The following is a 26,627-nucleotide window of genomic DNA, read 5'->3' as shown; positions in this document are numbered from 1 at the left end:
TCCATTGGATTTGTGTCTGCGAATTCGCATTCTTCTATATTCGCTTCCATGATAGGCGGCAACACGATCGGCAGGCGATGCCAGGGGACCTCGACAAATGGCGCTCGACTTCGACACCCGTTTTGAACCGCGCTACGGCGGGGCGGTCGAGGTCGCACCGGGCGTGAAGCGCCTGACGGCGAAGAATCCGAGCCCCTTCACCTTCCACGGCACGAATTCCTACATCGTCGGCGGCACGGGACATCTGGCCGTCATCGATCCGGGCCCGGACGACCCGGAGCATCTCGACGCTCTCCTTCGCACGATCGGCGATCGGCCGGTGACCCACATCTTCGTCACCCATACGCATCGCGACCACTCGCCGCTCGCAGGCCGGCTCGCTGAACTTACCGGCGCGAAGACCGCGGCCGAAGGGCCGCACCGGGCGGCGCGGCCGCTCAAGACCGGTGAGGAAAGCCGGCTCGACGCAAGCGCGGATCTCGATTTCCGTCCGGACATCGTCCTGGCCGACGATGCGCTCGTTGCAGGCGGCGGCTGGACCATCCGCGCCGTCCATACTCCCGGCCACACCGCCAACCACTGCACCTTCGCCCTGGAAGGAACGGGAATCACCTTTTCCGGCGATCACGTCATGGCTTGGTCGACCACCGTCGTCGCGCCGCCGGACGGCGTCATGGCCGACTATATGGCGTCCCTCGACAGGCTAATCGCGCGCGAGGATCGCCTGCTGCTGCCGGGCCATGGGGGTCCGGTCAATAGTCCGCAGCAATTCCTGCGCGGGCTGAAGGCGCATCGGAAAATGCGCGAGCGCGCGATCCTGCAACGGATCGCGGCCGGAGACCGCACCATCGCCGAGATCGTCAAGGCTATCTATCGCGACACCGATCCGCGCCTGCATGGCGCGGCAGCGCTCTCGGTGCTGGCGCATCTTGAGGATCTGGCGGCCAGGGGCCGCGTCAGCGCGGATGGTGAGCCATCACTCGACGCTATCTTCCGGCTCGCCTAGCGGCTCGGGCGCAGCAACACCCTGCATGCGAAGATCGAGGTCGCGCAGAAAGCGCTCGATACGCATCGCATTGTCGCCGAGATCGTGCCGGCCATAGCGCGAAGCGGAACGCATATCCACATGGGTGGCATCGGCGCGGTCCTCGATGCGAATCGCCACATCCGACGGGAAGCCGAGCAGGTAGGATCGCGCTACCGCCTCGATCGTAACGCCCGGCGCCTCCTCTCCTTCCGGCGCGGGGGAGACCACCTCCCACCCGCGCTCAGCCAGCAAGCCCTCCACCGCGGCCACTACCGTTTCCCTATCCTGTTCGTAGCGCCGGCCGCTCAATTCCGGAAAGTCCCCCGGCATGGCCGGAGAGGCCCCAGCATCCGTCACCGGATTCATGGGCGGCGACCGCAAACCGCCCGCAGCTACCAGCTGCGGCGGGCGCAAGCGATCGGTCGACAGGTCGGAGAGTTCCGGGTGGACCGCGAAGCGGTAGGCGGAGACCGCATATGGGCTCAGCGTCGCAAGGCAGAGCACGGCGCCTAGCGCCGCCGAACCGAGCCCCCCAAAGCCGTACCGCCAGAACTGCACGAAACCGGCGAGGGCAAGGCAGAGACCGAGAACAGCCAGGACAAGGCACAGCCCGAGAAGCCATAGGAAAGGCAGGGTCTCGATGAGGCCGAAACGATGGGACAGCGCCGATGTCAGGAAAAGGGCGGGGGTGAAGGCTCCCACCCTGCGCGACCACTCCGCGGCGGACGAATGCCGCTCTTCCAATATTGCCGTCATCGGCTCTCCGCCAAGCTAGCGCCGGCTTCTTATCGGTTCGGCGGGTTGGGGTCAAAGGATGGGAACGGCTGCCGCTGCCCTTGTCGACATCATTATTCTGCACCGAAGGGAACTCCCGACGATTTTATGCATTTTCAACCAGTTAGGGACGGAGAAAGTCATGGTGGGCAATGTCAACACAGATCCTGGGCAATTCGGACGTCGCTCCGCCGTCCCTGGAGGTCGTAGAACTTGAACTGGCGCTGCGGCACCAGGATTTCCTGGAGATAGGCTTCGAAGGCGCGGTGCGCCAGGCGCTGGAGCGCATCGGCGGCACCCTGCTTTTCCGCATGCGGATGGGTGGCGTGGCCGGCTGCGACTGGGTCGCGGCTGTCAAGCTGGATAGCGACGGCGACCGCAAGCTTGCGATTATCGCTCAGCCGGTCAACGGCGGACCGCTGCGTGTGGAGGAGGCCGAGACGAGCGAGCTGCCGATCGCCCGCATCGTCTCCGCCTATGCCGAGGTCATGGAGCGCCTCCACTCGGGCGAGTGAGGCCGCGCCGCCAGGTTCAAGCAGATCCATGCTCGCCAAAGAGGCGTCAGCTTCCCGTCCTCTATGACTTGCGCCTCAGCGCGCTTCCTTCCGGCAAGCTGCCTGAGCGGCTGCCAGCCGGGCGATGGGCACACGGAAGGGAGAGCAAGAAACGTAGTCCAGGCCTACCTCCTCGCAGAAGCGGATGGAAGCGGGATCGCCGCCATGCTCGCCGCAGATGCCGAGCTTCATCGCGGCACGAGCCGCCCTGCCCCGCTCGGCCGCAATCCGTACCAGCGCGCCAACGCCGTCCATATCGAGCGTCACAAAGGGATCCTGCTCGATGAGCCCTTTCTTGCGGTAAGTCTCCAGGAAGCTCGACGCATCGTCACGCGAGATGCCGAATGTGGTCTGGGTCAGATCGTTGGTGCCGAAGGAGAAGAATTCCGCCTCGCCGGCGATCTCCCCCGCGTTCAGCGCAGCGCGCGGCAACTCGATCATCGTACCCACCAGATAGTCGAGCTGCGTGCCGCTTTCCTCCAGCACCTGCCGAGCGACCTCTTCGATGATCCGCTTCACGAAGGACAATTCCGACGCCATGCCGACCAGTGGCACCATGATTTCGGGCACCACGGGCGCGCCGGTCTTCCGCCCCGCCTCGATCGCCGCCTCAAAGATCGCGCGGGACTGCATCTCCGCGATCTCGGGATAAGAAACAGCAAGCCGGCAGCCGCGGTGGCCGAGCATCGGGTTGAACTCGTGCAGGCTCTCTGTACGCTGGCGCAACCGCTCGGCATCGATCCCCATCGAGGCCGCCACCTCGGCGATTTCGGCATCCGACTTGGGAAGGAATTCGTGCAGCGGCGGGTCGAGCAGCCGGATCGTCACCGGCAGTCCGGCCATGATCTCGAAGAGCTCGACGAAATCCGCGCGCTGCATGGGCAGAAGCTTCGCCAGCGCCGCCCGGCGCTCCGCCTCCGTGTCCGACAGGATCATCTCGCGCATGGCAAGAATACGCTCGTCGTCGAAGAACATGTGCTCGGTGCGGCAAAGCCCGATCCCTTCCGCGCCGAAGGAGCGGGCGGTTCGGGCGTCCGCCGGCGTCTCGGCATTGGCCCGCACCTTCATGCGGCGCAGGCCATCCGCCCAGCCCATGATGGTGGAAAAATCGCCGGACAGGGCCGGCTGCAGCATGGCGACCGCGCCGGCAAGCACCTGCCCCGTCGAGCCGTCGATGGTTATGACGTCGCCGCGCTTGAAGCTGCGGCCCATGGCGGACATGGTACCGCCGCGAAGGTCGACGCGCAGTGTGCCCGCGCCGGACACGCAGGGCTTCCCCATGCCGCGCGCCACCACTGCCGCATGGCTCGTCATGCCGCCGCGGGTGGTGAGAATACCTTGCGCCGCATGCATGCCGTGGATGTCTTCCGGGCTGGTCTCGACGCGCACAAGGATCACCCTGCGCCCCTCTGCCGCCATCTCCTCGGCCTCGTCGGGCGAAAAGACGATCTCGCCGGTCGCCGCGCCCGGCGAGGCCGGAAGGCCCGCCGCGATCATATCCCGCTCGGCGTTCGGGTCGATCGTCGGATGCAGGAGCTGGTCGAGCGAGGCCGGGTCGATGCGGCAGACCGCTTCGGCCTGGCCGATCAGCCCCTCATTGGCCATGTCGACGGCAATCTTCAGCGCCGCCTTGGTGGTGCGTTTGCCCGAGCGCGTCTGCAGCATCCACAGCCTGCCGCGCTCGATGGTGAATTCGAGATCCTGCATGTCGCGGTAGTGTGCCTCGAGTTTCTCCGCGATTTCGACGAAGGAGGCAAACGCCTCCGGCATCAGCTTTTCGAGCGACGGTTTGTCGGAACCGGCCTCCCGGCGCGCGGCCTCTGTCAGGTTCTGCGGCGTGCGGATGCCCGCCACCACGTCCTCACCCTGGGCGTTCACCAGGAACTCGCCGTAAAGCGCCTTGTCGCCAGTGGACGGATTGCGCGTAAAGGCCACCCCGGTGGCCGAGCTCTCGCCCATATTGCCGAACACCATGGCCTGGACATTCACTGCCGTGCCCCAGCTTTCGGGGATATCGTGCAGCCGGCGGTAGGTGATCGCGCGCGGGTTCATCCAGCTCGAGAAAACGGCGCCGATGGCGCCCCAAAGCTGCTCGCGCGGATCCTGGGGAAAGGGTTTTCCGAGCTCGCTTTCTACCCGCTCCTTGTAGAGCGCCACCACCTCGCGCCAGTCTTCCGCCGTGAACTCGGTATCGACCTCGTAGCCCAGCCGCGCCTTCTCGTCGGCGAGGATCTCCTCGAAGGCCTCGTGGTCCAGCCCCAGCACCACGTCGCCATACATCTGGATGAAGCGGCGGTAGCTGTCATAGGCGAAGCGCGCGTCGCCAGCATCGCCGGCGAGCGCCTCCACCGTCTCGTCGTTGAGTCCGAGATTGAGCACGGTGTCCATCATGCCGGGCATGGAGGCCCGGGCCCCCGAGCGCACGGAGACGAGCAGAAGCCGCTCGGGATCGCCGAAACGGCGCCCGGCGATCCGGCCTACCTCTTCCAGCGCCGCATTCACCTGTTCCTCGAGTTCCGGCGGGTAGCTGTTGCCATTGGCGTAGTAGTAGGTGCAGACCCCGGTGGTAATGGTGAAGCCGGGCGGCACTGGCAGGCCCAGGCTGCACATCTCCGCCAGGTTCGCGCCCTTCCCGCCGAGAAGATTCCTGTCGGAGGCCCGGCCCTCCGCCCGGCCGTCCCCAAAGCTGTAGACCCATTTGGTCATGCGCGCTCCTCATGGCCTGTGCCGCTGCGCCAGCCCCTTCTGGTCGCGTCCGCGAGCGATACGGGGCGCAAAAAGGATTGGCAAGACGAGTGCGCACCCGTCCATCAATAATATCGATTAGGAACAATCATTTGCCACGCGCAGCGCCCGGCGGCGTTCGCGCTTGCTTCCGCCGCGAACTCTGCTAGAACATTTGGAGAACAAAATGGAGGATGCCATGCGCGAGACTGGCAAGCTCGACTATCTGGAAATGCCGGCGAAGAACAGTACACTCGACAACGTGAAGGCATTCTATGCCAACGCCTTCTCATGGACCTTCACCGACTATGGCCCCAGCTATTCCGCCTTCAGCGAAGGATTGGACGGAGGGTTTTACGGCAGCCCTCTGGAGGGAACGGACAAGCCCCTGCCGGTTCTTTACTCGCACGAACTCGAGGAGACGCTGCGCCGGGTCGAGGAGGCCGGCGGGCGCATCGTAAAGCCGATCTTCCCCTTCCCCGGCGGGCGACGCTTCCACTTCCTCGATCCGGCGGGCAACGAGCTGGCCGTGTGGAGCGAGGACTAGCGGCTATTTCGCTTCGGGCGCTGGCAGCTTTGAGAACACGCAGCGCAGCCCGCCGGTGGCAAGAGCGACATCGGGCGCGTTCTGGAGCGCGATCAGGTAGCGGAGGCGGAATTGCGTGTCCTCCCCTTCTTCCTCGCCCAGGAGCCGCGCCACCGCGCCGCGGAAAGGAAGGAGATGCTCCGGAGCCGAGATCTCGTTCCCGGCGTGCATTTCGTCCAAGCGCACGATGAGTTGCGAAAGCCTGCTGGTCCAGGCAAAGCGGGGGTCGCCAATGGTGGCGAAGAGGAGTGTGTAGGGGTTCTGCAGCGTCTCATCGTCGCCGGCCTCCGCCATGATGAGAGCGCGGTGAAACGTCTTCAGGGCCGCTGAAAGCTCCTCGGCAAGAGCCTGCACTGCGCCGGTCGGGTTGTCCACTCTCCTGCTCCTGTCCAGCTGTGCAGCTGCGCCTTGGCTTGTTGTCTGTCCACCCTGGGGAAAACGGTACCTCGCCTGCCCCGCCGGCCGGCACCCCGCCGGTCGCTCAGCTCGCTTCGCGCAGGCGTTCGGCCGTCTGCAGGTCGACGGAGACGAGCTGGCTCACGCCCTGCTCGGCCATGGTCACGCCGAAGAGCCGGTTCATGCGCGCCATGGTGATCGGGTTGTGGGTGATGATGACGAAGCGGGTCTCGGTGGAGGCCGCCATCTCGTCCATCAGGTTGCAGAAGCGCTCGACATTGTGGTCGTCAAGCGGCGCGTCCACCTCATCGAGCACGCAGATGGGCGCCGGATTGGTCAGGAAGACGGCGAAGATCAGCGCCAGCGCGGTCAGGGCCTGCTCACCCCCTGACAGAAGGGTCATGGTCTGCGGGCGCTTGCCCGGAGGGCGGGCGAGGATTTCGAGGCCCGCCTCAAGCGGATCATCAGACTCGATGAGCTGCAGCTCGGCTGTCCCGCCGCCGAAGAGATGCGTGAACAGGCGCTGGAAATGGCCGTTCACCACATCGAACGCGCCGAGCAGCCGCTCGCGCCCTTCCCGGTTCAGGCTCTGGATCGCCTGGCGCAGCTTGCGGATGGCCTCGACCACGTCCTCGCGCTCCGAGACGATCATGTTGAGCCGCTCGGAAAGCTCGTTCTGCTCCTCCTCGGCGCGAAGGTTCACCGCGCCCAAGCGCTCGCGCTCGATCTTCAGCCGCTCCAGCCGGCGCTCCACCTCCGCCATGTCCGGCAGCGGCTCGTCGGGCCTCAGCTCGGCGTGACGGATGACGAGATGCGGCGGGACACCGAGCGCCTCCTGGATGCGCGCCTCGGCATCGCGGCGCCGCTCCTCGGCGGCGGCTTCGCGCTCCTCGGCGCGGACGCGGCTTTCGCGTGCGGAAGCAAGAGCTTGAACCGCCTCATTCGCATGTTTGTCGAGCTCGGCCTGGCGGGTTTCGGCTTCCTGCAGGCGGTCGGCGGCGGCCTTGCGCAGGCGCTCGGCTTCGGCGATCTGTGTCAGCAGCGCCCGGCCGCGTGCCTCGATCTCCTCCGGCGCCTCGGCAAGGGCCTCCAATTCGCCTGCCGCTTCCGCGCGCCGCTCGGACAGCGCGGCGATCTGCCGGTCAGCGTTTTCCGCGCGCGATTTCCAGGTCTTCCGCTCTTCGGCGATCGCGGCCAGCCGCCGCAGCCGCGCCTCGGCCTCGCGCTTCAAGCCCTCATGGGCCGCGCGCGCCTCGGCTGCCTTGGCACGAGCCGCGGCGACTTCCGCCGTCACCCGGTCGAGCCGGGCCTGAAGATCGGCGACTTCGGGTGCCGTGGCGAGCGCCGCCTCGGCCGCCGCCACCGCCTTCAGCGCTTCGGCATGCTCGTCGGCGAGGCGCAGGCGCGCGTCTTCCAGCGCCGTTCGGCGGCTCGCCAACTCGCCCGAAGCCTTCTCCGCGGCGGCCAGCGCATCGCGCGCAAGGCCGACGGCCCGCTGGCCTTCGCGCAGCCGTTCCCGCGCGCTCCGCTCCGCCTCCACCGAGGACTTCACCAGAGCCTCGGCGCCGGCAAGGGCTTCCTCGGCGGCGCGCAGGCTTTTGGTGGCGGCAACGGCCTCGCTGTCGAGCTCGGCGAGGCGGTTCTTCTGCGCCAGGCGCTGAGCCGCGGCCGTGGGCGCGTCCGCGCTGGCCGTAAAGCCGTCCCAGCGCCAGAGCGCGCCTTCGTGGCTCACCAGCCGCTGCCCCGGCTTCAGGCTTTTCCGCAGCCTCGCGCCATCGGCCGCATCGACGATGCCAATCTGCGCTAGCCGACGCGCCAATTGGCGCGGCGCCCGCACCACTTCGCTCAATGCCCGCACACCTTCCGGAAGCGCCGGATCGTCGCCGGCGCCGTCAACGCCCGCCCAGTGGGCCGGGGCCGCCGGGTCGAGTGGCGCATCGAGATCCTCGCCGAGGGCTGCGCCAAGCGCCGTCTCGAAGCCGCGCTCCACATGAACCTGCTCCAGGACGGCAGGAAAGAGGTCGTTGCCGCCGGCATTCAGCACCTTGGCGAGCGTCCTCGCCTCGGTCTCGATGCGCTGCAATTCGGCGCGCGCTTCCGCCACCGGCGGCCGCGCGGCGCTTTCCGCCGCGCGCGCCTCGCTCACCGCCTTCTCCGCGCCGGCTACCGCTGCCTCGGCTTGTTCCTGCGCTGCGACGGCTTCCTCCAGCGCGACGCGCCTTTCGGCCGGGTCCGGCAGGCTCCCGATCCGCTCGGCAATCTCGCCCAGCTGGCGGTCAGCGGCCTCAAGCTGGCGCGCAAGGCGATCCCTTCGCTCGGCCCCTTCCCGCACCGCGCGCTCGGCCTGGGAGCGCAGCGCCACCGCCTCGGCCTTCGCAGAGGTGAGCGTCGACAGCGCGCCCTCCTTCTCGGCCAATTCGGCGCCCGCCCGTTCAAGTGCGGCGCGCAAGTCCGCCTCGCGGGCTCCGCCACCCACTTCGGCGTCGCGCAGAGAACGCTCCTCCGCCTCAAGCCGATGCAGGACATCCGCATTGTCGCGGATCATCTGCTCCTCGCGCGCGATATCGGCATTGAGCTGGTCGATCCGCTTCGTCAGCTCCGCCACGCGCTCGCGCACGCGGCGCGCCTCTTCCTCGACCTGAGCGCGCGCGATGGTCAGCCGCTGCAGCGCTGCCGCGGCGGCGGCTTCCGCCTCGCGCAGTTCGGGCAGGCGCTTGGCGGCGATCATCTGCTGCTTTGCCGCCTCGATCTGCTCGGTGGCCCGCTCGGCCACGAGCGCCGTCGCCTGCGACAGGGCTGATCTGGCATCGGCCTCCTGCTCCTTGGCCTGGCTCCAGCGCAGGTGGAGAAGGATGGCCTCGGCCTTGCGGATATCGGCGGAAAGGTTCTTGAAGCGCGCGGCCTGGCGCGCCTGGCGCTTTAAGCTCTCGATCTGGGTTTCCAGCTCGCGCACCACGTCGTCGAGCCGTTCGAGGTTCTGCTCGGCAGCGCGCAGGCGCAGCTCCGCCTCGTGGCGGCGCGTATGCAGGCCAGAAATGCCCGCAGCCTCCTCCAGCAGGGCGCGGCGCGCCTGCGGCTTGGCCTGGATCAGCTCGCCAATGCGCCCCTGACCCACCATGGAGGGCGAGCGCGCGCCGGTCGACTGGTCGGCGAAGAGAAGCTGCACGTCGCGTGCCCGCGCCTCCCTCCCGTTGATGCGGTAGACGGAACCCGCCTCGCGCTCGATGCGGCGCGAGACCTGCAGCTCATCACCATCATTGAAGGCGGGCGGCGCGGTGCGGTCGCTGTTGTCGAGGAAAAGCGTGACTTCCGCCGTGTTGCGCGCCGGTCTTGTGGCGGAGCCGGAAAAGATCACGTCGTCCATCCCGGAGGCGCGCATGTTCTTGTATGAGCTTTCGCCCATCACCCAGCGCAGCGCCTCGACCAGGTTGGACTTTCCGCAGCCATTGGGCCCGACGACGCCGGTCAGCCCAGGCTCGATCACAAATTCGCCCGGCTCGACGAAGGATTTGAAGCCGAGAAGGCGGAGCTTTGTAAACTTCATGCGCGCAGGCCCCCGCGCGCAATCGCGGGCTTGCCGCTACGGAGCGTCCTAAAGCAGGGGATCGATGATGGCCGACATCTGCTCAATCGACATGGCCCCCGCGTATCTTTGGCCGTTGATGAAGAAGGTGGGCGTCGAATCCACGTTGAACTCGGCGCCGCGCGCGCGCACGGCTCTCACATCATCCAGAAGCTTCTGGTCCGTCAAGCAAGCCTGGAAGGACTCCTGTGTAAAACCTGCAAGCTTGGCAATATTGAGAAGTGCCGTCCGCGCGTCCTGAACGCCCGCCCAATTGTTCTGCTGCTTGAACAGCACATCCACCATCGCAAAATACTTGTTATCCGAGCAGCGGGCGAGCATGAAGGCCGCCTCGGCGCGCGGGTCGAAGGGGAATTCGCGCAGGATGAAACGCACCTTGCCCGCGTCCATGTATTTCTCCTTGAGCGCCGGATAGGTCGTCTCGTGGAAATGCGCGCAGTGCGGACAGGTCATCGAGGCATATTCCACGATGGTGACCGGCGCGTCCTCCGGGCCCTGGGCCTGTTCGGGCAGCGGGCCGGGTTTCAGCAGCTCCTCCATGTCGACCGTACCAGCGGGTTCGGGAGCCTGGGTTCCGCTCTCCTGCGCCTGCGCCTCGCCCGCCTGCTCGCCACAGGCGGCAAGCAGCGAGAGGGCCGGAAGAGCCGCTGCCGTCATGAGAAGGCGCCTGCGCGTCGTCAGTTCAGTCATGCGAATCACCCAAGGTTCTGCAAAGCCTAGCTCTTCCTTGTCGTAGCGAAGAGTGGACCTGAAATAAGGCAAGGCAGGCCTGCGGCCAAATACTAATTACGGGCCGCCGCTCACGGTTTCGCGAGCGGCGGTGCCCTGCGCGATCCAAGGACGCTCGCGCCCAGTCTTTCAAGGCTCGCGCGCAATCCCTCGTCCTCGATCTTGCCGGTAAGGCTGGCAAGCCTTTCCCGCTCCGCTGCCGTCAGGGCACGGGGAGCCTTCGGCTTCTCGGATGGAACGGGCGCGACGGGCTTCTGCACGATCTTCACGCGCCCGATGGCGGCAAAGCCAAGGAACGCGTTGGCGCGTGCGATGATCTCCGTCGTCTCGTGCTGCAGGTGAAGGGCCGCGGGCCCTTCACAGGCGATGACGAGGGTCGCCGGCTCAAAGGGGTCGTCTTCATGGTGCCGGCGCGGCCAGGCGATCTTTTCGGGCCGCGTGCGCGAGGCGAGGCGCTCGCCGACTATCTCCGGCCAGGAGTGGACGAGGTCGATGGAGAGACCCGCCCGGCGCCGCAGGACGGGGTCGAGAAGCTGGCTCGCCAAATCGCTTACCGGAACGGGGTTGCCCGCGCGCATCTTCCCTGCCATGTGCTGGTCCTCTTCAGGATGGAACCTATCGCATTGCGGCAGGCGATGACACAGGGAATGACGGCGGAAGCGCCGCAACTGGGAACAACCAGCTCCCTTACCAGCGCGCTGCTTGCCTGGTACGACCGGCATCAGCGCCGCCTGCCCTGGCGCCTGCCGCCGGAGGCTCTGCGCCAAGGTCGCCGTCCCGACCCATATAGGGTTTGGCTGTCGGAGGTCATGCTGCAGCAGACCACTATCGGCGCGGTGAAGCCCTACTTCGAAAAATTCCTCGCCCAGTGGCCGACAGTCGCCGCCCTGGCGGCCGCGGAAACCGACGACGTGATGAAGGCCTGGGCGGGCCTTGGCTACTATTCCCGCGCACGCAATCTCAAGAAATGCGCCGAAGAGGTGGCCACGCGCCATGGCGGTGTCTTTCCGGATACCGAGGCGGGCTTGCGAGCGCTGCCCGGCATCGGCGACTATACGGCGGCGGCTGTAGCCGCCATCGCCTTTGGCCGGCCGGCGGCGGTGGTGGACGGCAATGTCGAGCGCGTGGTGACGAGGCTCGCGGCCATCGAGACGCCCCTCCCCGGCGCTAAAGCCCAGATCAAGAAGATCGTGCAGGCCATGGTTCCCGAGGCGCGGCCGGGCGACTTCGCCCAGGCCATGATGGATTTGGGCGCCACGATCTGCACGCCGCGCCGACCCTCCTGCATCCTCTGCCCCATGTCATATCGCTGCACGGCGCGCGCGCTCGGCGCGCAGGAGCGCTTCCCAATAAAGGCAGAGAAAGCGGAAAAGCCGCTCCGGCTGGGCGCGGCTTTCATCGCGGTTCGTCCGGACGGGGCTGTCCTTCTGCGTAGGCGGCCGGAGACTGGCCTCCTTGGCGGGATGACCGAGGTGCCGACCAGCGCCTGGACCGCGCGTCAGGACGGCGCCGATGACGTCACCGCCGCCCCTTTCCCGGCGGCATGGCAAAGCTGCGGGGTGGTGAGGCATGTCTTCACCCATTTCGCGCTCCACCTTTCCATCTACAGAGCCGCCGTCGAAGGCCCTGCACCGTCCGGCCATTGGTGGTCGGCGCGCGATACGCTTTTTCAGGAGGCCTTGCCGACCGTCATGAAAAAGGCCATCGAAGCGGCCATTCCCGGCGCCAGCAAGGCAAGAAGAGCGAAAATTCGATGAGCGAAATCCGGCATATCGTCTTCGATATCGGCAAGGTTCTGGTCCACTACGATCCCGAGATCCCCTTTTCCCGCATCATTCCCGACGAGGCGGAGCGGCGCTGGTTCTTCCAGAATGTCTGCACCCACGAATGGAACCTAGAGCAGGATCGCGGACGCGGCTGGCCCGAGGCCGAAGCGGCGCTGATCGCCCTCCATCCGGATCACGAGGAGAATATCCGCGCCTTCCGCCGGCACTGGCACGAGATGGTCTCGCACGCCTACGACGATTCGGTAGCCGTCCTGGAAAGCCTCATCGATGCCGGCCATGACGTGACGATGCTCACCAATTTCGCCGCCGACACATTCGCCGAAGCACGCAAGCGTTTCCCCTTCCTCAACCGGCCGCGCGGCGTCACCGTGTCGGGCGAGGTCGGGCTCATAAAGCCCGACCGCGCCATCTATGACCTCCATGCCGGGACCTTCGGTCTCGAACCCTCGGGCACCTTGTTCATCGACGACAGCGCGCCGAACGTGGCCGGGGCAGAAGCTGCCGGCTGGCGGGCGGTGCAGTTCGTCAATGCCGGGAAGCTGCGTGAGGATCTGCGCCGGTTCGGGATTGCGGCATAGCGTCGTTCCCGTGCACGCGGTCCAGGAAATCGCGGACCAGCGCGATGACCTCATCTAGGCAAGTCTCAAGCAGCCAATGGCCGCCGTCGAGCAGATGCAGTTCGGCATTGGGTAGATCGCGCAGATAGGCGCGGGCCGATGCCTCCGGCATATAGCCGTCCTGCGGCCCCCACACGATCAGCGCCGAGGGCTGGTGCTCGCGCATATAGGCCTGGTAACGCGGGAACCAGTCGAGATTCTCCTTCAGACCCTCCATCAGCCCGAGCGCGATCTCCCGCCGCCTGGGTGTGGTGAGCGACCAGTGCAGCTTCCAAAGATCCGGCGGGATCAGCGCGGCAAGGTCCTCGCGCACGTCGTTCAGGAACTCGTCGCGGTACCCCTCCTCGCTCACGGCGGCCCGCAGCTTCTCCCGCGATTCAGCTGTCGGGTCAGCGAAATGGGCTTCTAGCCCCGCATATTTGGGGCCCAGTGCATCCTCGTAGATGTCGCCGTTCTGGATGATCAGAGCCGTGATGCGCTCCGGCGCGGCGATAGCGAGCCGCAGGCCGATCTGCGAGCCGTAGTCATGCAGATAAATGGCGAAGCGCTCCATCCCCATCGCGTCGACGAAGCGATTCAGAAAACGCGTGTAACCGTCGAAGCTGTAATCGAAATCTTCCGGCGTATCGCTGTAGCCCTGGCCGGGAAAATCCGGCGCCACGAGCCGCCACCGGTCCGCCAGGGCCGGCATGAAGTTGCGGAACTCGTAGGAAGAACAGGGATAGCCGTGCGGCAGCAGAATGGCCGGCGCGTCCAGCGCTCCAGCCTCCCTGTAGAAGATCTTCGTGCCGTCGATCTCGACCGTCTTGTGCCTCACGGCGCGCATATCGGGTGCGCCGTGCCCTGACGTCTGGCTGGCCATAAATGCCTCCTTGCGAAACCCTCCTCGAAACGAGGGCGCGCCGAGGCCGTTCCTAAGCCTCCTGTCAGTTCCTGCCGCTCAGGCGCCGACGCCCGCCATTGCCAGGCGCGCCGTCTTGCGCAACTCGTCGATGGGCCGCAGGGCGCCGCCATCCTCGAAATGCCAGAACGTCCACCCGTTGCACGCGTCCAGCCCCTGCACGCGGGCGCCAAGACGGTGGATCGACCCCGTGTCGTGGCCGATGGCGATGGTGCCGTCTGCACGCACACTCGCCGCCCACCGCTTCTTCCTGTCGAAGAGCTGTGTCCCCGGCTTCACCAGTCCGGAATCGACAAGACTGACAAAGGCCACGCGAGGCTCGTCCCGCTTGGCGGCCATTGGCGCAAGAGCCGCCTCGCCCAACGGCTCCACCGCGGCGATCCGCGCCTCGGCCGCGGCTATATAGTCCGGATCGCGCTCGATTCCGACATAGTGGCGCCCCAGGCGTTTTGCCACCGCGCCCGTGGTGCCGGAGCCGAAGAACGGGTCGAGCACGACGTCGCCCGGCCGGCTGGACGACAGGATGACGCGGGCGAGCAGCGCCTCCGGCTTCTGCGTCGGATGCAGCTTGCTGCCGTCCGACTTCTTCAGGCGCTCCTTGCCGGTGCAGAGGGGAAACAGCCAGTCCGAGCGCATCTGCAGGTCGTCATTGGCCGCCTTCATGGCCTCGTAGTTGAAGGTATAGCCTTTGGCGCTGCGGTCGCGCGAAGCCCAGATCATCGTCTCATGCGCGTTCTGGAAGCGGCGGCCCCGGAAGTTCGGCATCGGATTGGTCTTGCGCCAGACGATGTCGTTCAGCATCCAGAATCCCAGATCCTGCATGATCGCGCCGACGCGGAAGATGTTGTGGTAGGAGCCGATCACCCAAATCGTCCCGTTGGGCTTCAATACGCGGCGGGCCGCAAGCAGCCAGGCGCGGGTGAAGGCGTCGTAGGCGGCAAAGCTTTCGAACTGGTCCCACTCGTCGTCGACTGCGTCGACCAGCGACTGGTCCGGACGGTGGAGCGCCCCTTCGAGCTGCAGGTTGTAGGGCGGGTCGGCGAAGATCAGGTCGACCGACTTCTCCGGCAGACGCTCGAGGGCGGCGACGCAGTCCCCTCTCAGGATCGTGTCCAGCCAATCGGGCCTGGCGGCAAGCGAAGACAGTTCCTCAAGAGGACGCAAAGCGGACATACACACACCCCAACGAAAACTCTTTACCCGCCGTTATGGTTACCGAAGAGCGTAAACATTCCGTAAGAGGCAGCCGAAAGCGCGCGCAGGCCCCTGCAGCAGCAGGTGCCCCGCCGCGGCGAGAGGTTGATCCGCCGCCGCTTCGGGGCTAAGCCTTCACCTCCTCCCACTCCTCCCCGAAAAAGAGCTTTCAGCCATGCCTCAACCCGATCTCGTCATTTTTGATTGCGACGGCGTGCTGGTCGATTCGGAAATCGTCGCCGCCCGCGTCGAAGCGGAAATGCTGCGCGAGGCGGGCCACGACATCACGGCGGAGGAGTTGGCCGAGCGCTATTCCGGCCTCACCTTCCGCGACATCATGATGCGCATCGAGAAGGAGGCACAGATGCTGTTCCAGGCGTCGCTGCTCGACCGGGCGGAGGCGAAGGTGGACGAGCGGCTCCGGGCCGAGGTGAAAGCCATCGAGGGCGTCGCCCAAGCCGTAGCATCGCTCCCGGTGAAGAAATGCATCTGCTCGAATTCCAGCGAGGAGCGCATCGCCGCCATGCTCGAGCGCACGCGCCTCGCGCCGCTCTTTGAGGGCGTCATCTTCTCGTCGCTGGCAACGCCAAGCAAGCGGCCGAAGCCGGCACCCGACGTCTTCCTCTATGCCGCGGAAAAGATGGGCGCGGAGCCCGCCCGCACCATTGTCATCGAGGATTCCGTGCACGGGATTTCAGGCGCCATCGCCGCCGGAATGCGCGTGATCGGCTTCACCGGCGCCTCCCACAGCCATCCGGGGCACGCCGCCATGCTGATGGAAGCGGGGGCCGAGACGACGGTCAGCCGCATGGCCGACCTCGGAAAAACGATCGCCGCGTTGTCCGAGTGGTCGGAGGGGTAAGGACCCCAGATCTCTACCCGACCCTCTGAGCAACTGCCTACCGCCCGCCGCCCGCGTCAAAGCCGACCATCACCTGCACGCCGCGGTCGATGCCGCCCGGCACGGGGATGTCCGGCACGTTCAGGATGAACTGCGTGGCTCCGGCGGTATCCCTGATCGTGACCGGGTGCCGGTAGAGCTGCGTGGAGATCACATCGGATCCGCGCAGAAGCACGACGCGGATCGGCATCGTCACATTGCCGGTGCGGCCCCTCGGTCCGGGTACCACCTTTCCGGCGATAGCCACTGTTATCGAGCCCGCTCCCTGCCCATATTTGCAGGCGCGGGTGGTCTCGCCGATCGAGGAAAGATAGACGACACGGTCCGGGTCGCCTTCGGCGCCGCCTTCATAGGTGGTGTGGAACGCCGTGCCGTCCCTGAGCGTCACCGGCGGGCAAAAGGCCCTGAGTTCGCTTTCGCGCACCGCGCCCGCGGGCGGCTCGGCCGCCGGGCCGCCGAGGCCCGCCAGTGGCGCACCGCCGGGCTGGCAGGCTGAGAGCAGAACTGAACCGGCGAGGCCGAGCCCCGCTGCAAAAATGCTGTTACGCAATTGGGTGCCCCCGATCTGGACTTTCCTGTTACAAGGTGGCTGTTCTATATCACGGCGCAACGAAATTTCGACTGGGCGATTGCTGTTTTCTCCCGCTCCCGGTGGAACCTGGAACCCAATAGGGACTTGCGATGGACTATGTGAGCACACGCGGCGAAGCGCCGGTGCTGGGTTTCTGCGAGGTGCTTCTCCTCGGCCTTGCCCGCGACGGCGGACTTTACGTTCCGCGCGAGTGGCCGCGCTTTTCGCCGGAGGAGATGCGCGCCTTGCGCGGCCGGCCTTATGCCGAGGTCGCCTTCGCCGTTCTCGAGCCCTTCGTGGCCGGCGAAATCCCCGACGCGGTGCTGAGGCGCATCATCGATGAGAGCTATGCCACCTTCCGGCACAGCGCCGTGTGCCCGCTGCAGCAGAGCGGCCCGAGCGAATTCATCCTCGAGCTGTTTCATGGCCCTACCCTTGCCTTCAAGGACGTGGCCATGCAGTTCCTGGCGCGCATCATGGACCACGTGCTTGCCGAGCGCGGCCGGCGCGTGACCATCGTGGGCGCCACCTCCGGCGACACGGGAGGGGCGGCCATCCATGCCTTCAAAGGATCGAGCCGTGCCGAGGTCTTCATCCTCTTCCCGCACGGGCGCATCTCTCCCGTGCAGCAGCGGCAGATGACCACTTCGGGCGTGGCCAATGTCCAGGCGCTCGCCGTCGAGGGCACGTTCGACGACTGCCAGGCGCTGGTGAAGGGCCTTTTCAATGACCACGCCTTTCGCGACCGCGTCTCGCTCTCCGGTGTGAACTCGATCAACTGGGCGCGCATCATGGCCCAGATCGTCTACTACTTCACCTCCGCACTTTCGCTGGGCGCGCCGGATCGGCCCGTCTCCTTCACCGTCCCCACCGGAAATTTCGGCGATATCTTCGCGGGTTACGCCGCCAAGCGCATGGGCCTGCCCATCGACCGGCTGATCATCGCCACCAACGAGAACGACATCCTGGCGCGGACGCTGGAGAGCGGCGAATACGGCACCCGCCCCGTTATCGCCACAACTTCGCCATCGATGGATATTCAAATATCTTCGAACTTCGAGCGGCTGCTCTTCGAGGCATCCGGAAGGAAGGCGGAGGAGGTCCGCGCCTATATGGACGGGCTGACGCAGTCGGGCAGCTTCACGGTCAGGGAAGACACGCTTTCGCGCATCCGCGCCGAGTTCGGCGCCGGGCGCGCAAGCATGCCGGAAACCGCCGCGACGATGCGGGAGGTGGCGGAACGGAACGGTTATGTGGCCGATCCGCACACGGCCACCGCGTTGACGGTGGCCCGCGCCAAGGCAAGGCCCGGCGAGGCGATGATCGTTCTTGCGACGGCGCATCCGGCGAAATTCCCGGAATCCGTTCTCGAGGCCTGCGGCCTCTCCCCCGCCCTTCCGGCTTGGCTCGACGGGATGATGCGCGCCGAAGAGAGGTTCACGGTCCTTCCCTCGGACCTCAAAATGGTGAAAGATCACATCGGCCGCCGGGTTCGGGCGGGAGGATAGGAAAGCGAGTAGCATATGGGCGTAGAGGTAAGCCGTCTGTCGAACGGCTTGACGGTGGCGACCGAAACCCTGCCGCATCTGGAATCGGTTGCGCTGGGCATCTGGGTGAAATCCGGATCGCGAAACGAGCGGGACGACGAACACGGCATCGCCCATCTGCTCGAACACATGGCGTTCAAGGGGACCGGCAAGCGCACCGCCCTCCAGATCGCAACGGATATCGAGGATGTCGGCGGCGAGATCAACGCCGCGACGAGCGTCGAGACCACCGCCTTCTACGCGCGGGTGCTGCGCGAAGACATGCCGCTCGCGATCGACATCCTGGCCGACATACTGACGGATTCGAAATTCGACCCGAACGAGCTCGAGCGCGAACAGCATGTGATCCTGCAGGAGATCGGCGCGGCGCATGACACGCCCGACGACGCGGTGTTCGACCGCTTCACCGAGACCGCCTTCCGCCACCAGGCGATCGGCCGCTCCATTCTCGGCACGCCGGAAACCGTGCAGTCCTTCACCTCCGATCAGTTGCGCGGCTTCATGGAACGCCAATATGGCGCCGACCGGATGGTTGTGGTCGCCGCCGGCGGGCTCAGCCATGACGAATTCGTGCGCGAGGTGGAGAAGCGGCTCGGCACGTTCCGGGACAAGGCGGACCCCGCGGCGCCGCAATATTCCCATTATGTCGGCGGCGACTATCGCGAGCATCGCGACCTGATGGACGCGCATGTAATCCTCGGCTTCGAGGGCCGCGCCTATCATGTGCGCGATTTCTACGCCTCGCAGGTGCTCTCCATGATCCTCGGCGGTGGCATGTCGTCGCGCCTTTTCCAGGAGGTCCGGGAGAAACGCGGCCTCTGCTATTCGGTCTACGCCTTCCACTGGGGATTCTCGGACACGGGGATCTTCGGCGTTCATGCGGCGACCGGCCAGAGCGACTTGGCCGAGCTCATCCCTGTGATCGTGGGCGAATTGCAGAAAGCCGGCGAGCGCATCGATCAGGCGGAGCTCGACCGCGCCCGGGCGCAATACCGCGCCGGCCTGATGATGTCGCGCGAGAGCCCGGCCAGCCGCGCCTCGCAAGTCGCACGCCAGCTCCTCCTCTATGGCCGGCCGATCGAGATGGAGGAGCTGATGGACCGCCTCTCCGGCCTCACCGTGGAGCGGCTTGCGGACCTCTCCTCGCGCCTGTTCTCCTCCAGGCCCACCGTCACGGCCATCGGCCCGGTCGGCTCGCTGGCACCTTTCGAAAGCATTCGCGACACGCTGACGACGCCGCGCCCGGTGCTGCACAAGCTCGCCGTCTAAGCTGGCGCGGCATGTTCCAGCTGCCCTTCTTCCGCCGCGACTATCCGGCGCTCGAGGGTGCGCTGTTGCGCCTTCGCATGCCTGCCCCGCATGACTATCCGGAATGGGCGGCGCTGCGGGGCGAAAGCCGCGCCTTCCTGGAGCCATGGGAGCCCAAATGGGCGCCGGACGAGCTTTCCCGCGCCTCGTTTCGCCAGCGCCTGAGGCGCGGCCGCTACGAATATGACCGCGGCACCGGCGTTGCGTTCTTCCTCTTCGAAAAGGCGGGCGGCCGGCTGGTCGGCGGCATCACCTTGAGCAATATCCGCTATGGCGTAGCCCAGTCGGCGCATGTCGGCTATTGGATGGGCGAGCGCTATGCCGGCCAGGGGCTGATGCTCGACGCGCTGCGGCAGGTTATCCCCTTTGCATTCGACCGCCTGAGGTTGCACCGGCTGGAGGCGGCCTGTATTCCCAGCAATAAGCGTTCGATGCGCCTGCTTGAAAAAGCCGGATTCCAGCGCGAAGGGCTTCTGCGGTCCTATCTGCGCATCAACGGCGTATGGCAGGATCATCATCTCTACGCCCTCATCGCGGGGGAGCATCAGGTGCAACCGAGACGAGGCTGATCTTGTCGCGACTGAAACCGTCCTTGCTGAGCGCAATGGCCATGCTTGCATGGCTGCTGCTTGCGTTGGGAACGGTGCCGGTCTCGGCCGTAGAGCCCATAATGATCTCGCGTGACGACGTGGCGCTCGACCTGTCCAACGCCGTCGAGATCTACCGCGGTCAGGGCGACAACCTGCAGGTGTCGACCGCGCCCGACACAAACGGGATCGTTCGGCGCATCGAAGTCGAAGCCACGGATGCCCGATCCGGCGACTGGGCCGTGTTCGCGCTAGCCAACACCACGGACGAGCAGCTCGACCGCCTGATCGTGGCGCCGCATTTCCGGCTGGTCGGCTCGGGCGTGATCTGGCCCGACCTCGGCTCGCAGCGCATCGCGGCGATCACGCCGAGCGAAGGCTTCGCGCTGGAACGGCAGCCGAGCACCGACGCGGACGAATTCCTGGTCACGCTCGATCCCGGCGCCATCGTCACTTTCGTTGCCGAGCTCGCCTCGCCCGACCTGCCGCAAATCTATCTGTGGGATCCCGCCGCCTACAAGGACACGGTCAATTCCTACACCCTGTTCCGTGGCATCGTGATCGGCATCGCCGGGCTCCTCGCGCTCTTCCTCACCGTGCTCTTCGTGGTCAAGGGCACGTCCATGTTCCCGGCCACTGCCGCGCTCGCCTGGGCGATCCTTGCCTATATCTCGATCGATTTTGGCTTCCTGTCGCGCATCGTCGAGATATCGCCCGGCACCGAGCAGCTCTGGCGTGCGGGTACCGAGGTCGCACTGGCGGCCACCCTCGTCGTCTTCCTATTCGCCTATCTTAACCTTTCCCGCTGGCACAACCACTTCAGCTACGGCGTGCTTGCCTGGATTCTTGGGCTCCTCGTCATCGCCGGCGTCGCGGTGATTGATCCGGCGATCGCCGCCGGCATCGCCCGACTTTCCTTCGCCGCCACGGCCGTGGTGGGGCTCGGCCTCATCATCTATCTCGGCGCGCAGGGCTATGACCGCGCCATCATGCTGGTGCCGAGCTGGTTGATGGTCCTCGTCTGGCTCCTCGGCGCCTGGATGGCCGTAACCGGCACGCTCGACAACGACATCCTGCAGCCGGCCATCGGCGGCGGCCTCATCCTCATCGTGCTCCTGCTCGGCTTCACGGTCATGCAGCACGCTCTTTCGGGCAGCGCGATCTTCCAGGGCCTGTTCAGCGACATGGAACGCCAGGCCCTCGCCATCACCGGCTCGGGTGACACGGTCTGGGACTGGGACGTGCTGCGCGACAAGGTGGTCACCAAGCCCGATCTCAGCCGGCAACTCGGCCTGCCCGCCGGCACGCTGAACGGGGCGGCCCGCAGCTGGCTGCCGCTGCTCCATGCCGACGACCGCGACACCTTCCGCACCACGCTCGACATGGTGCTGGAGCACCGGCGCGGACGCGTCGCGCAGAATTTCCGGCTGCGCGCCGCCGACGGGCACTATCACTGGATGTCCCTGCGGGCCCGGCCGGTTGTCGGCTCCGACGGGGAGGTGATCCGCTGTGTCGGCACGATGGTCGACATCACCGAGCAGAAGAAGGCGGAAGAGCGCCTGCTGCACGATGCCGTGCACGACAACCTGACGGGCCTGCCCAACCGCGAGCTCTTCCTCAACCGGCTGGACGCCACGATCGCCATGGCCGGTAACGAGAAGAAGATCCGCCCCACGGTCCTCGTCATCGACATCGACCGCTTCAAGCACGTAAATGACGAGCTCGGCATCTCCGCCGGCGACACCATCCTGCTCACCATAGCCCGGCGCCTGCACCGCCTCCTGAAGCCGGGCGATGCGCTCTCGCGCATGACCGGCGACCAGTTCGTCATGATGCTCCTGTCCGAACAGGAGCCCGGCCATATCGCCGCCGTCGCCGACGCGGTGCGCCAAGCGATACGCTCGCCCGTGACCTTCGCCCGGCGCGAGATCATCCTCACCGCTTCCATCGGCCTAGTTTCCTGGACTGCGGCGCAGACATCGGCCGAGGAAATGCTGAAGGACGCGGAACTTGCCATGTATCAGGCCAAGCGCTTCGGCGGCGACCGGATCGAGCCTTTCCGCCCCGCCTTCCGTTCCATCGGCACGGACCGGCTGCAGATGGAATCGGACCTGCGCCGGGCGGTGGAACGCAAGGAGCTGCGCGTCGCCTACCAGCCCATCGTGCGGCTCGACGACGGCAGCATCGCAGGCTTCGAGGCGCTGTTGCGCTGGGAGCATCCCCGCCGCGGCACCATCCCACCGGCGGACTTCATCCCCATCGCGGAAAGCTCGGGTCTCATAGTGCAGCTCGGCCTTTTCGCCATGCAGCAGGCCGCCGAGGACCTCTACTCCTGGCAGAAGCAGCTTGGCGACATCCCGCTGTTCATGTCGGTGAACCTTTCCAGCCGGCAGCTCATCCGCCGCGACCTCGTCGGCGATGTGCGTTCCGTCGTCACGCGGTCCAACATCAAGCCGCGCTGCTTCCGCCTCGAACTCACCGAATCCATCGTCATGGACAACCCCGAACAGTCGGTGCATGTCCTTTCCAAGCTGAAGCAGCTCGGGATCGGCCTTTCGCTCGACGATTTCGGCACCGGCTATTCCTCGTTATCCTACCTCACCCGCTTCCCCTTCGACACGATCAAGATCGACAACAGTTTCCTCGACGACCCCACTTCGAAGCGCAATGTGCTGCTCAGATCCATGGTCGCCATGGCGCATGATCTCGGCCTGTCCGTCGTCGCCGAAGGCCTGTCCGACCAAGGCGACATCGAGCAGCTGCGCCGGATCGGCTGTGAATATGCGCAAAGCTTCCATTTCGGCGCTCCGGCCGATGCCGAGGCCAGCCTGAAGCTGCTGATGGAGCAGAACCCGGTCGTGGCGAATTGAGGCTGGCCGGCCGGGACGGTGGCCGCAGTCTATTGAGGACCCGAGGCATTCCGGCAGCGGAGCGATGACAGGATTCTGTTCCGCCGAACCGACTGCCGTAGATCAAGGCGCGCCGCAACCTCATAGAAGCCGCTTTTCCGGCGGACGCTTTCATCTCCTTGGGGACAAGCCGCCATGTATTCTGCCCTTTACTCTTCTTCCGCGCCTGAACAATCCGGCGCACGCGCCGGGCGGAGGCATCCCCAGCGGGGCGTGCCGCAGCGCAAGCGCCTGTTGCTTGCCGTCCTACTGGTCTGGCTTCTGCCGATGCATCCGGTGCTCGCCCAGCGGGATCAGTCGGCTGAGGCCAATCCCCCCGCCCAGGCGAGCCGCCTCCCCGAGCCGCGCAAGACGTTGCACCGGATCCAGGTGAATGGCGCCGAATTCCGCTTCGAAGCGACTGCGGGGGCGATCACTCTGACCAATTCCGAGGGCCAGGCGGAAGCCGAGATCGCCTTCGTGTCCTATGTGGGAGAGAGCGCCGACCGGGCGAGCCGGCCAGTTACTTTCGCCGTCAATGGAGGCCCGGGCGCGGCCTCCGCCTATCTCCACCTTGGCGCCATTGGGCCATGGCTGCTGCCGATGGACGGAGACAGGATCGTGCCGTCGCAATCCATAGCTCTCGTCGACAACCCGGAGACCTGGCTGCAATTCACCGATCTCGTTTTCATCGACCCTGCGGGGACGGGATTCAGCCGCCTCATAGACCCCAGTGACCGGCTGCGCGGCCGCTACTTCTCGATCGACGGCGACATCGATGCGCTCGCCCGGTTTGTCACGCGATGGCTGACGGAGAATGGGCGCCTTCCCTCGCCGAAATATTTCGTGGGCGAAAGCTATGGCGGGTTCCGCGGGCCGCTTCTCGCGGAAGAGCTGCAGACGGAATACGGCGTCGCATTGAAGGGCCTGATCCTCGTCTCGCCCGTGCTCGATTTCGGCTGGTGGAGCGAAGCCGGTCGTTCGCCGCTCCGATTTGCATCGCTGTTGCCGTCGCTGGCGGCGACGAGCATGGAGCGGCGCGGCGCTTTTTCGGAAGACGCCCTCGATGCGGCGGAGGGCTATGCCGCCGGCGAATATGTCACGGACCTTCTGCTCGGGTTCCAGGACGAGAGCGCCATTGGCCGCATCGTCACCCGGGTGGCCGAGCTTACCGGGCTGCCAGCGGCAACGGTGAGGGACTATGAAGGGCGGGTCGACGCGGCGGCCTTCGAGCAGGAGCTCGCGCTCAAGGAGGGGCGCATCGCCAGCATATATGATGGAACGGTTACCGCTGAAGCGCCCGCCAGTCCCAATGCGCGGCGATCCCTCGACCCTGTTCTGAGCGCCATGACGGCGCCCCTGACCAGCGCCATGCTCCATCATTACCGCAATGTGCTGCAGTGGCTGCCGCAGCGGCGATATCTCCTGCTCAACCGACTCGGCTGGAACTGGGGACAAGGCCGCGAGCCGCCGGAAGCGATCAGCGCGCTAAGCCGCGTACTGGCGCTGGACCCGGAATTCCGGGTGCTCGTCGTCCATGGCTACACGGATCTGGTGACGCCCTATTTCGGAACCGAACTGCTCCTGCGGCAGGTGCGGCCCTTCGCACCGGCCGGCCGGCTCCGGCAGGAGAATTACAGGGGTGGCCACATGTTCTATACGCGGCCTGACTCGCGCCGCGCCCTGCGCGACGATGCGCTCCTGCTCTACGGGCTTGAGTAGCGCAAGGGCGGAAGACCCTTTCCGTGCGGGCCCGGCGCCTCAGGCGTGGCCGGCCGTGTGGCTGAGATGCAGGAGGTCGACGCCGATCGAGGCCAGAATGCGGTCATAGATGGTGTCGATCTCCGCGTCGAACAGGAGTTCGGGAGAAGCCGGGCAGGCAAGCCAGCCATTGTCGGCGATTTCCGCCTCTAGCTGGCCGGCGCCCCACCCGGCATAGCCGAGCGCCATCAGCGCCTGGCTCGGCCCTCGCCCGGCGGAAATGGCGCGCAGGATGTCCATGGTCGCCGTCAGGCAGACCTGGTCGGAAACGGGCATGGAGGAATCGACCATGTAGTCGCCGGAGTGCAGCACAAAGCCGCGGCTGCGGTCGACCGGGCCGCCGCTGCGCACGGCGATCTTGCGAGCCCTGGCGGGAAGGCGGATCGTCTGGCTCCGCTCGACGATGCCCAATTCCACCAGGACGTCCGTGAAACCGAGCTGCTGCGTGCGGTTGATGATGAGGCCCATCGCGCCTTCCGCGTTGTGGGCGCAAAGATAGATCACGGAACGCAAGAACCGCTCGTCGCGCATGCTGGGCATGGCGATCAGGAAATGGTTCTGCAGCGTGGCCTCCAGGCCCGTCTTGCTGGCGCCGATGATCTGTACCATGGTGAAAATCTATCGCGTTTTGATTACGCTTGAAAGACGGCAGCGCCACTGGGGCGGCATTTTGACTCTCCTCCGGCAGCTCTCCTTTTTGTGCGTTGCAAATGCTCCTTTCCGGCAGCAATGTCTCGCCATGTTGCGCTTCCCCGCCGCCCTCACAGCACTCCTCGTCACGGCCCTGCCTGCCGCCGCATCATCCAGCGCCTGGATCCAAACAGAGGGTGGCACGGTCCGCCTCGTCACCTCGGGCCTCGCCGACGATAAGGGCAAGCTTCGCGGCGCCCTGGAGATCAAGCTTGAGGCTGGATGGAAGACCTATTGGCGCGATCCCGGCGGATCCGGCGTGCCGCCGCAGATCAACCTTTCGGAGGCCTCCGATGCGGCGGATGCAAGGCTCCTCTTTCCTGCGCCGGAGCGCATGAGCGATGCCTATGCGAGCTGGGCCGGCTACAAGAATTCGGTGACCATTCCGGTCCTCTTCAGCTTTCCCGAAGCACGCGCGGCGGGGATCATCGAAGGCAGCCTCTTTCTCGGCATATGCGAGACGATCTGCATCCCGGTCGAGGCTCCCTTCTCCTTCGATGCCGGCGCGGATCCCGACAATCCGCAGGACGCGGTCGTGGTGCAGTCCGCCTTTGCCGCCCTTCCCGAAGCAGCGCGCGCCGGCTTTCGCGTGAGCGAGGTCAGGCGGGAGGGTGCATCCCTTCGGATCGCGGTCGAACTACCCGGCCAGGCAGGCGAGCCGGAGCTTTTCCTCGCGCCGCCCGAGAACCTGCAGGTCGGCATGCCCGAGTTGAAGGAGCGGGAGGGGCGGGAGGCTGTCTTCACGGCCGAGATCTTGGGCGGGAGCGCCGCCAAAGGCGAGGCGAAGCTCGACTACACGCTGGTGCTCGGCAAGCAGGCGGCCGACGGGCAAATTGCCCTCCCCTGAGCGATGGACTATGCTACTGTCTTCTCTGTCCGCTGCGGCGGTCCCCCTGGATCAAAAGGCGCGCTTCTGCCGCCGCTCGGCATACCGTCCAACCACCACGAGGAGTTTTTTCAATGGCCATTTCCATCGGCGACCGGCTGCCGAACGTCAAATTGAAGAAGGCCACGCCGGACGGCGCGGAAGACGTGAACACGGCGGACTTCTTCGCCGGCCGCAAGGTAGTGCTCGTCGGCGTCCCGGCCGCCTTCTCGTCGACCTGCAGCAACAGCCACGTGCCCGGCTTCCTGGAAAACCACAATGCGATCCTCGCGCGCGGGGTGGACGCGGTGGCCGTCGTCGCCGTCAATGATCAACACACGATGGGAGCCTGGGCGCAGTCCTACGGCGCCGACCACGGGCTGGTGTTCCTGGCCGACGGCAACGGCGAGTTCACGCGCGCCCTCGGCCTTGAGCAGGACCTGTCGATGGCCGGGATGGGCATGCGCTCGAAGAGATACTCGATGATCGTCGATGACGGGGTCGTGACGCAGCTCAACCTGGAAGAGGCCCGCGGCCAGGTGACGAACAGCGGCGCTGCGCGTATTCTCGAGCAGCTATAGGAGCGCGCTCTATCCTGCTGAATTCAGATTCATTTTCCGCTTGTGAACCTGCAGTG

Annotated in this window: 23 protein-coding genes; 13 read left to right on the top strand and 10 right to left on the bottom strand. The window is 66.0% G+C overall.

Features of this window, described 5'->3' with window-relative positions:
• Window positions 1-97 precede the first annotated feature (97 nt).
• The gene (locus RIN79_RS05790; protein WP_309083680.1) at window positions 98-1,006 is read left to right on the top strand and encodes an MBL fold metallo-hydrolase; all 909 of its coding nucleotides are present in this window, start codon (window positions 98-100) and stop codon (window positions 1,004-1,006) included.
• On the opposite strand, the gene RIN79_RS05785 is transcribed toward RIN79_RS05790, so the two are convergent.
• Complete coding sequence (locus RIN79_RS05785; protein ID WP_309083679.1) at window positions 977-1,783, bottom strand: DUF1499 domain-containing protein; 807 nt, start codon at window positions 1,781-1,783, stop codon at window positions 977-979. The genes RIN79_RS05790 and RIN79_RS05785 overlap by 30 nt on opposite strands.
• A 170-nt stretch (window positions 1,784-1,953) precedes the next feature.
• On the opposite strand from RIN79_RS05785, the gene RIN79_RS05780 reads away from it, so the two are divergent.
• Complete coding sequence (locus RIN79_RS05780; RefSeq protein ID WP_309083678.1) at window positions 1,954-2,316, top strand: hypothetical protein; 363 nt, start codon at window positions 1,954-1,956, stop codon at window positions 2,314-2,316.
• A gap of 75 nt (window positions 2,317-2,391) precedes the next feature.
• On the opposite strand, the gene ppdK is transcribed toward RIN79_RS05780, so the two are convergent.
• Window positions 2,392-5,061, bottom strand: a complete 2,670-nt coding sequence (gene ppdK, locus RIN79_RS05775; RefSeq protein ID WP_309083677.1) for a pyruvate, phosphate dikinase — start codon at window positions 5,059-5,061, stop codon at window positions 2,392-2,394.
• Between the two features lie 217 nt (window positions 5,062-5,278).
• Here ppdK and RIN79_RS05770 point away from each other — a divergent pair, with 217 nt between their 5' ends.
• A complete protein-coding gene (locus tag RIN79_RS05770) occupies window positions 5,279-5,626 on the top strand; it encodes a VOC family protein (protein ID WP_309083676.1) in 348 nt (115 codons plus the stop codon).
• Window positions 5,627-5,629: 3 nt separating this feature from the next.
• Here RIN79_RS05770 and RIN79_RS05765 read toward each other — a convergent pair whose 3' ends face one another.
• From RIN79_RS05765 to RIN79_RS05750, 4 genes are all read right to left on the bottom strand, one after another.
• The gene (locus tag RIN79_RS05765) at window positions 5,630-6,040 is read right to left on the bottom strand and encodes a hypothetical protein (protein WP_309083675.1); all 411 of its coding nucleotides are present in this window, start codon (window positions 6,038-6,040) and stop codon (window positions 5,630-5,632) included.
• A 106-nt stretch (window positions 6,041-6,146) separates the two neighbouring features.
• Window positions 6,147-9,605, bottom strand: coding sequence for a chromosome segregation protein SMC (gene smc / locus RIN79_RS05760; protein ID WP_309083674.1), 3,459 nt, complete (start codon window positions 9,603-9,605; stop codon window positions 6,147-6,149).
• Between the two features lie 48 nt (window positions 9,606-9,653).
• Window positions 9,654-10,334 carry a DsbA family protein gene (locus RIN79_RS05755; RefSeq protein WP_309083673.1) on the bottom strand — a complete coding sequence of 227 codons (681 nt, stop codon included), beginning with the start codon at window positions 10,332-10,334 and terminating at the stop codon, window positions 9,654-9,656.
• Window positions 10,335-10,444: 110 nt separating this feature from the next.
• Window positions 10,445-10,963, bottom strand: coding sequence for a DciA family protein (locus RIN79_RS05750; RefSeq protein WP_309083672.1), 519 nt, complete (start codon window positions 10,961-10,963; stop codon window positions 10,445-10,447).
• 57 nt (window positions 10,964-11,020) lie between these two features.
• Here RIN79_RS05750 and mutY point away from each other — a divergent pair, with 57 nt between their 5' ends.
• The gene (gene mutY / locus RIN79_RS05745; protein WP_309083671.1) at window positions 11,021-12,130 is read left to right on the top strand and encodes an A/G-specific adenine glycosylase; all 1,110 of its coding nucleotides are present in this window, start codon (window positions 11,021-11,023) and stop codon (window positions 12,128-12,130) included.
• Window positions 12,127-12,738, top strand: a complete 612-nt coding sequence (locus tag RIN79_RS05740) for an HAD family phosphatase (protein WP_309083670.1) — start codon at window positions 12,127-12,129, stop codon at window positions 12,736-12,738. The genes mutY and RIN79_RS05740 overlap by 4 nt, the downstream gene beginning before the upstream one ends.
• Here RIN79_RS05740 and RIN79_RS05735 read toward each other — a convergent pair.
• Together RIN79_RS05735 and RIN79_RS05730 are read right to left on the bottom strand one after the other, a co-directional pair.
• Complete coding sequence (locus RIN79_RS05735; RefSeq protein WP_309083669.1) at window positions 12,686-13,639, bottom strand: alpha/beta hydrolase; 954 nt, start codon at window positions 13,637-13,639, stop codon at window positions 12,686-12,688. The two genes, RIN79_RS05740 and RIN79_RS05735, sit on opposite strands and share 53 nt — an antisense overlap.
• A 78-nt stretch (window positions 13,640-13,717) precedes the next feature.
• The gene (locus tag RIN79_RS05730) at window positions 13,718-14,851 is read right to left on the bottom strand and encodes a site-specific DNA-methyltransferase (RefSeq protein ID WP_309083668.1); all 1,134 of its coding nucleotides are present in this window, start codon (window positions 14,849-14,851) and stop codon (window positions 13,718-13,720) included.
• A 196-nt stretch (window positions 14,852-15,047) separates the two neighbouring features.
• On the opposite strand from RIN79_RS05730, the gene RIN79_RS05725 reads away from it, so the two are divergent.
• Window positions 15,048-15,734: an HAD family phosphatase gene (locus RIN79_RS05725; RefSeq protein WP_309083667.1), complete on the top strand. Its 687-nt coding sequence runs from the start codon at window positions 15,048-15,050 to the stop codon at window positions 15,732-15,734.
• Between the two features lie 37 nt (window positions 15,735-15,771).
• Here RIN79_RS05725 and RIN79_RS05720 read toward each other — a convergent pair whose 3' ends face one another.
• Window positions 15,772-16,323 (bottom strand): hypothetical protein, encoded by a 552-nt coding sequence (locus tag RIN79_RS05720; protein ID WP_309083666.1) that lies wholly within the window; start codon window positions 16,321-16,323, stop codon window positions 15,772-15,774.
• Between the two features lie 131 nt (window positions 16,324-16,454).
• Here RIN79_RS05720 and thrC point away from each other — a divergent pair, with 131 nt between their 5' ends.
• From thrC to RIN79_RS05695, 5 genes are all read left to right on the top strand, one after another.
• Window positions 16,455-17,852: a threonine synthase gene (thrC, locus tag RIN79_RS05715; protein ID WP_309083665.1), complete on the top strand. Its 1,398-nt coding sequence runs from the start codon at window positions 16,455-16,457 to the stop codon at window positions 17,850-17,852.
• Between the two features lie 15 nt (window positions 17,853-17,867).
• Window positions 17,868-19,160, top strand: coding sequence for a pitrilysin family protein (locus RIN79_RS05710; protein WP_309083664.1), 1,293 nt, complete (start codon window positions 17,868-17,870; stop codon window positions 19,158-19,160).
• Between the two features lie 11 nt (window positions 19,161-19,171).
• The gene (locus tag RIN79_RS05705; protein ID WP_309083663.1) at window positions 19,172-19,768 is read left to right on the top strand and encodes a GNAT family protein; all 597 of its coding nucleotides are present in this window, start codon (window positions 19,172-19,174) and stop codon (window positions 19,766-19,768) included.
• Window positions 19,769-19,809: 41 nt separating this feature from the next.
• Window positions 19,810-22,656, top strand: coding sequence for a sensor domain-containing phosphodiesterase (locus tag RIN79_RS05700; RefSeq protein ID WP_309083764.1), 2,847 nt, complete (start codon window positions 19,810-19,812; stop codon window positions 22,654-22,656).
• A 174-nt stretch (window positions 22,657-22,830) separates the two neighbouring features.
• On the top strand, window positions 22,831-24,396 hold the full coding sequence (locus RIN79_RS05695; RefSeq protein ID WP_309083662.1) for a peptidase S10: 1,566 nt from the start codon (window positions 22,831-22,833) through the stop codon (window positions 24,394-24,396).
• Between the two features lie 39 nt (window positions 24,397-24,435).
• On the opposite strand, the gene RIN79_RS05690 is transcribed toward RIN79_RS05695, so the two are convergent.
• The gene (locus RIN79_RS05690) at window positions 24,436-25,044 is read right to left on the bottom strand and encodes a YqgE/AlgH family protein (RefSeq protein WP_309083661.1); all 609 of its coding nucleotides are present in this window, start codon (window positions 25,042-25,044) and stop codon (window positions 24,436-24,438) included.
• 130 nt (window positions 25,045-25,174) lie between these two features.
• On the opposite strand from RIN79_RS05690, the gene RIN79_RS05685 reads away from it, so the two are divergent.
• Entirely contained in the window at window positions 25,175-25,972 is a 798-nt protein-coding gene (locus RIN79_RS05685) for a protein-disulfide reductase DsbD domain-containing protein (RefSeq protein WP_309083660.1), read from the top strand.
• A gap of 113 nt (window positions 25,973-26,085) precedes the next feature.
• Window positions 26,086-26,571, top strand: coding sequence for a peroxiredoxin (locus RIN79_RS05680; protein WP_309083659.1), 486 nt, complete (start codon window positions 26,086-26,088; stop codon window positions 26,569-26,571).
• The last annotated feature ends 56 nt before the right edge of the window (window positions 26,572-26,627 follow it).

This window comes from Chelativorans sp. (genome assembly GCF_031180965.1).
In the GTDB taxonomy this organism is placed as follows: Bacteria; Pseudomonadota; Alphaproteobacteria; order Rhizobiales; family Rhizobiaceae; genus Chelativorans.
This window is presented reverse-complemented; position numbering and strand designations above follow the sequence as displayed.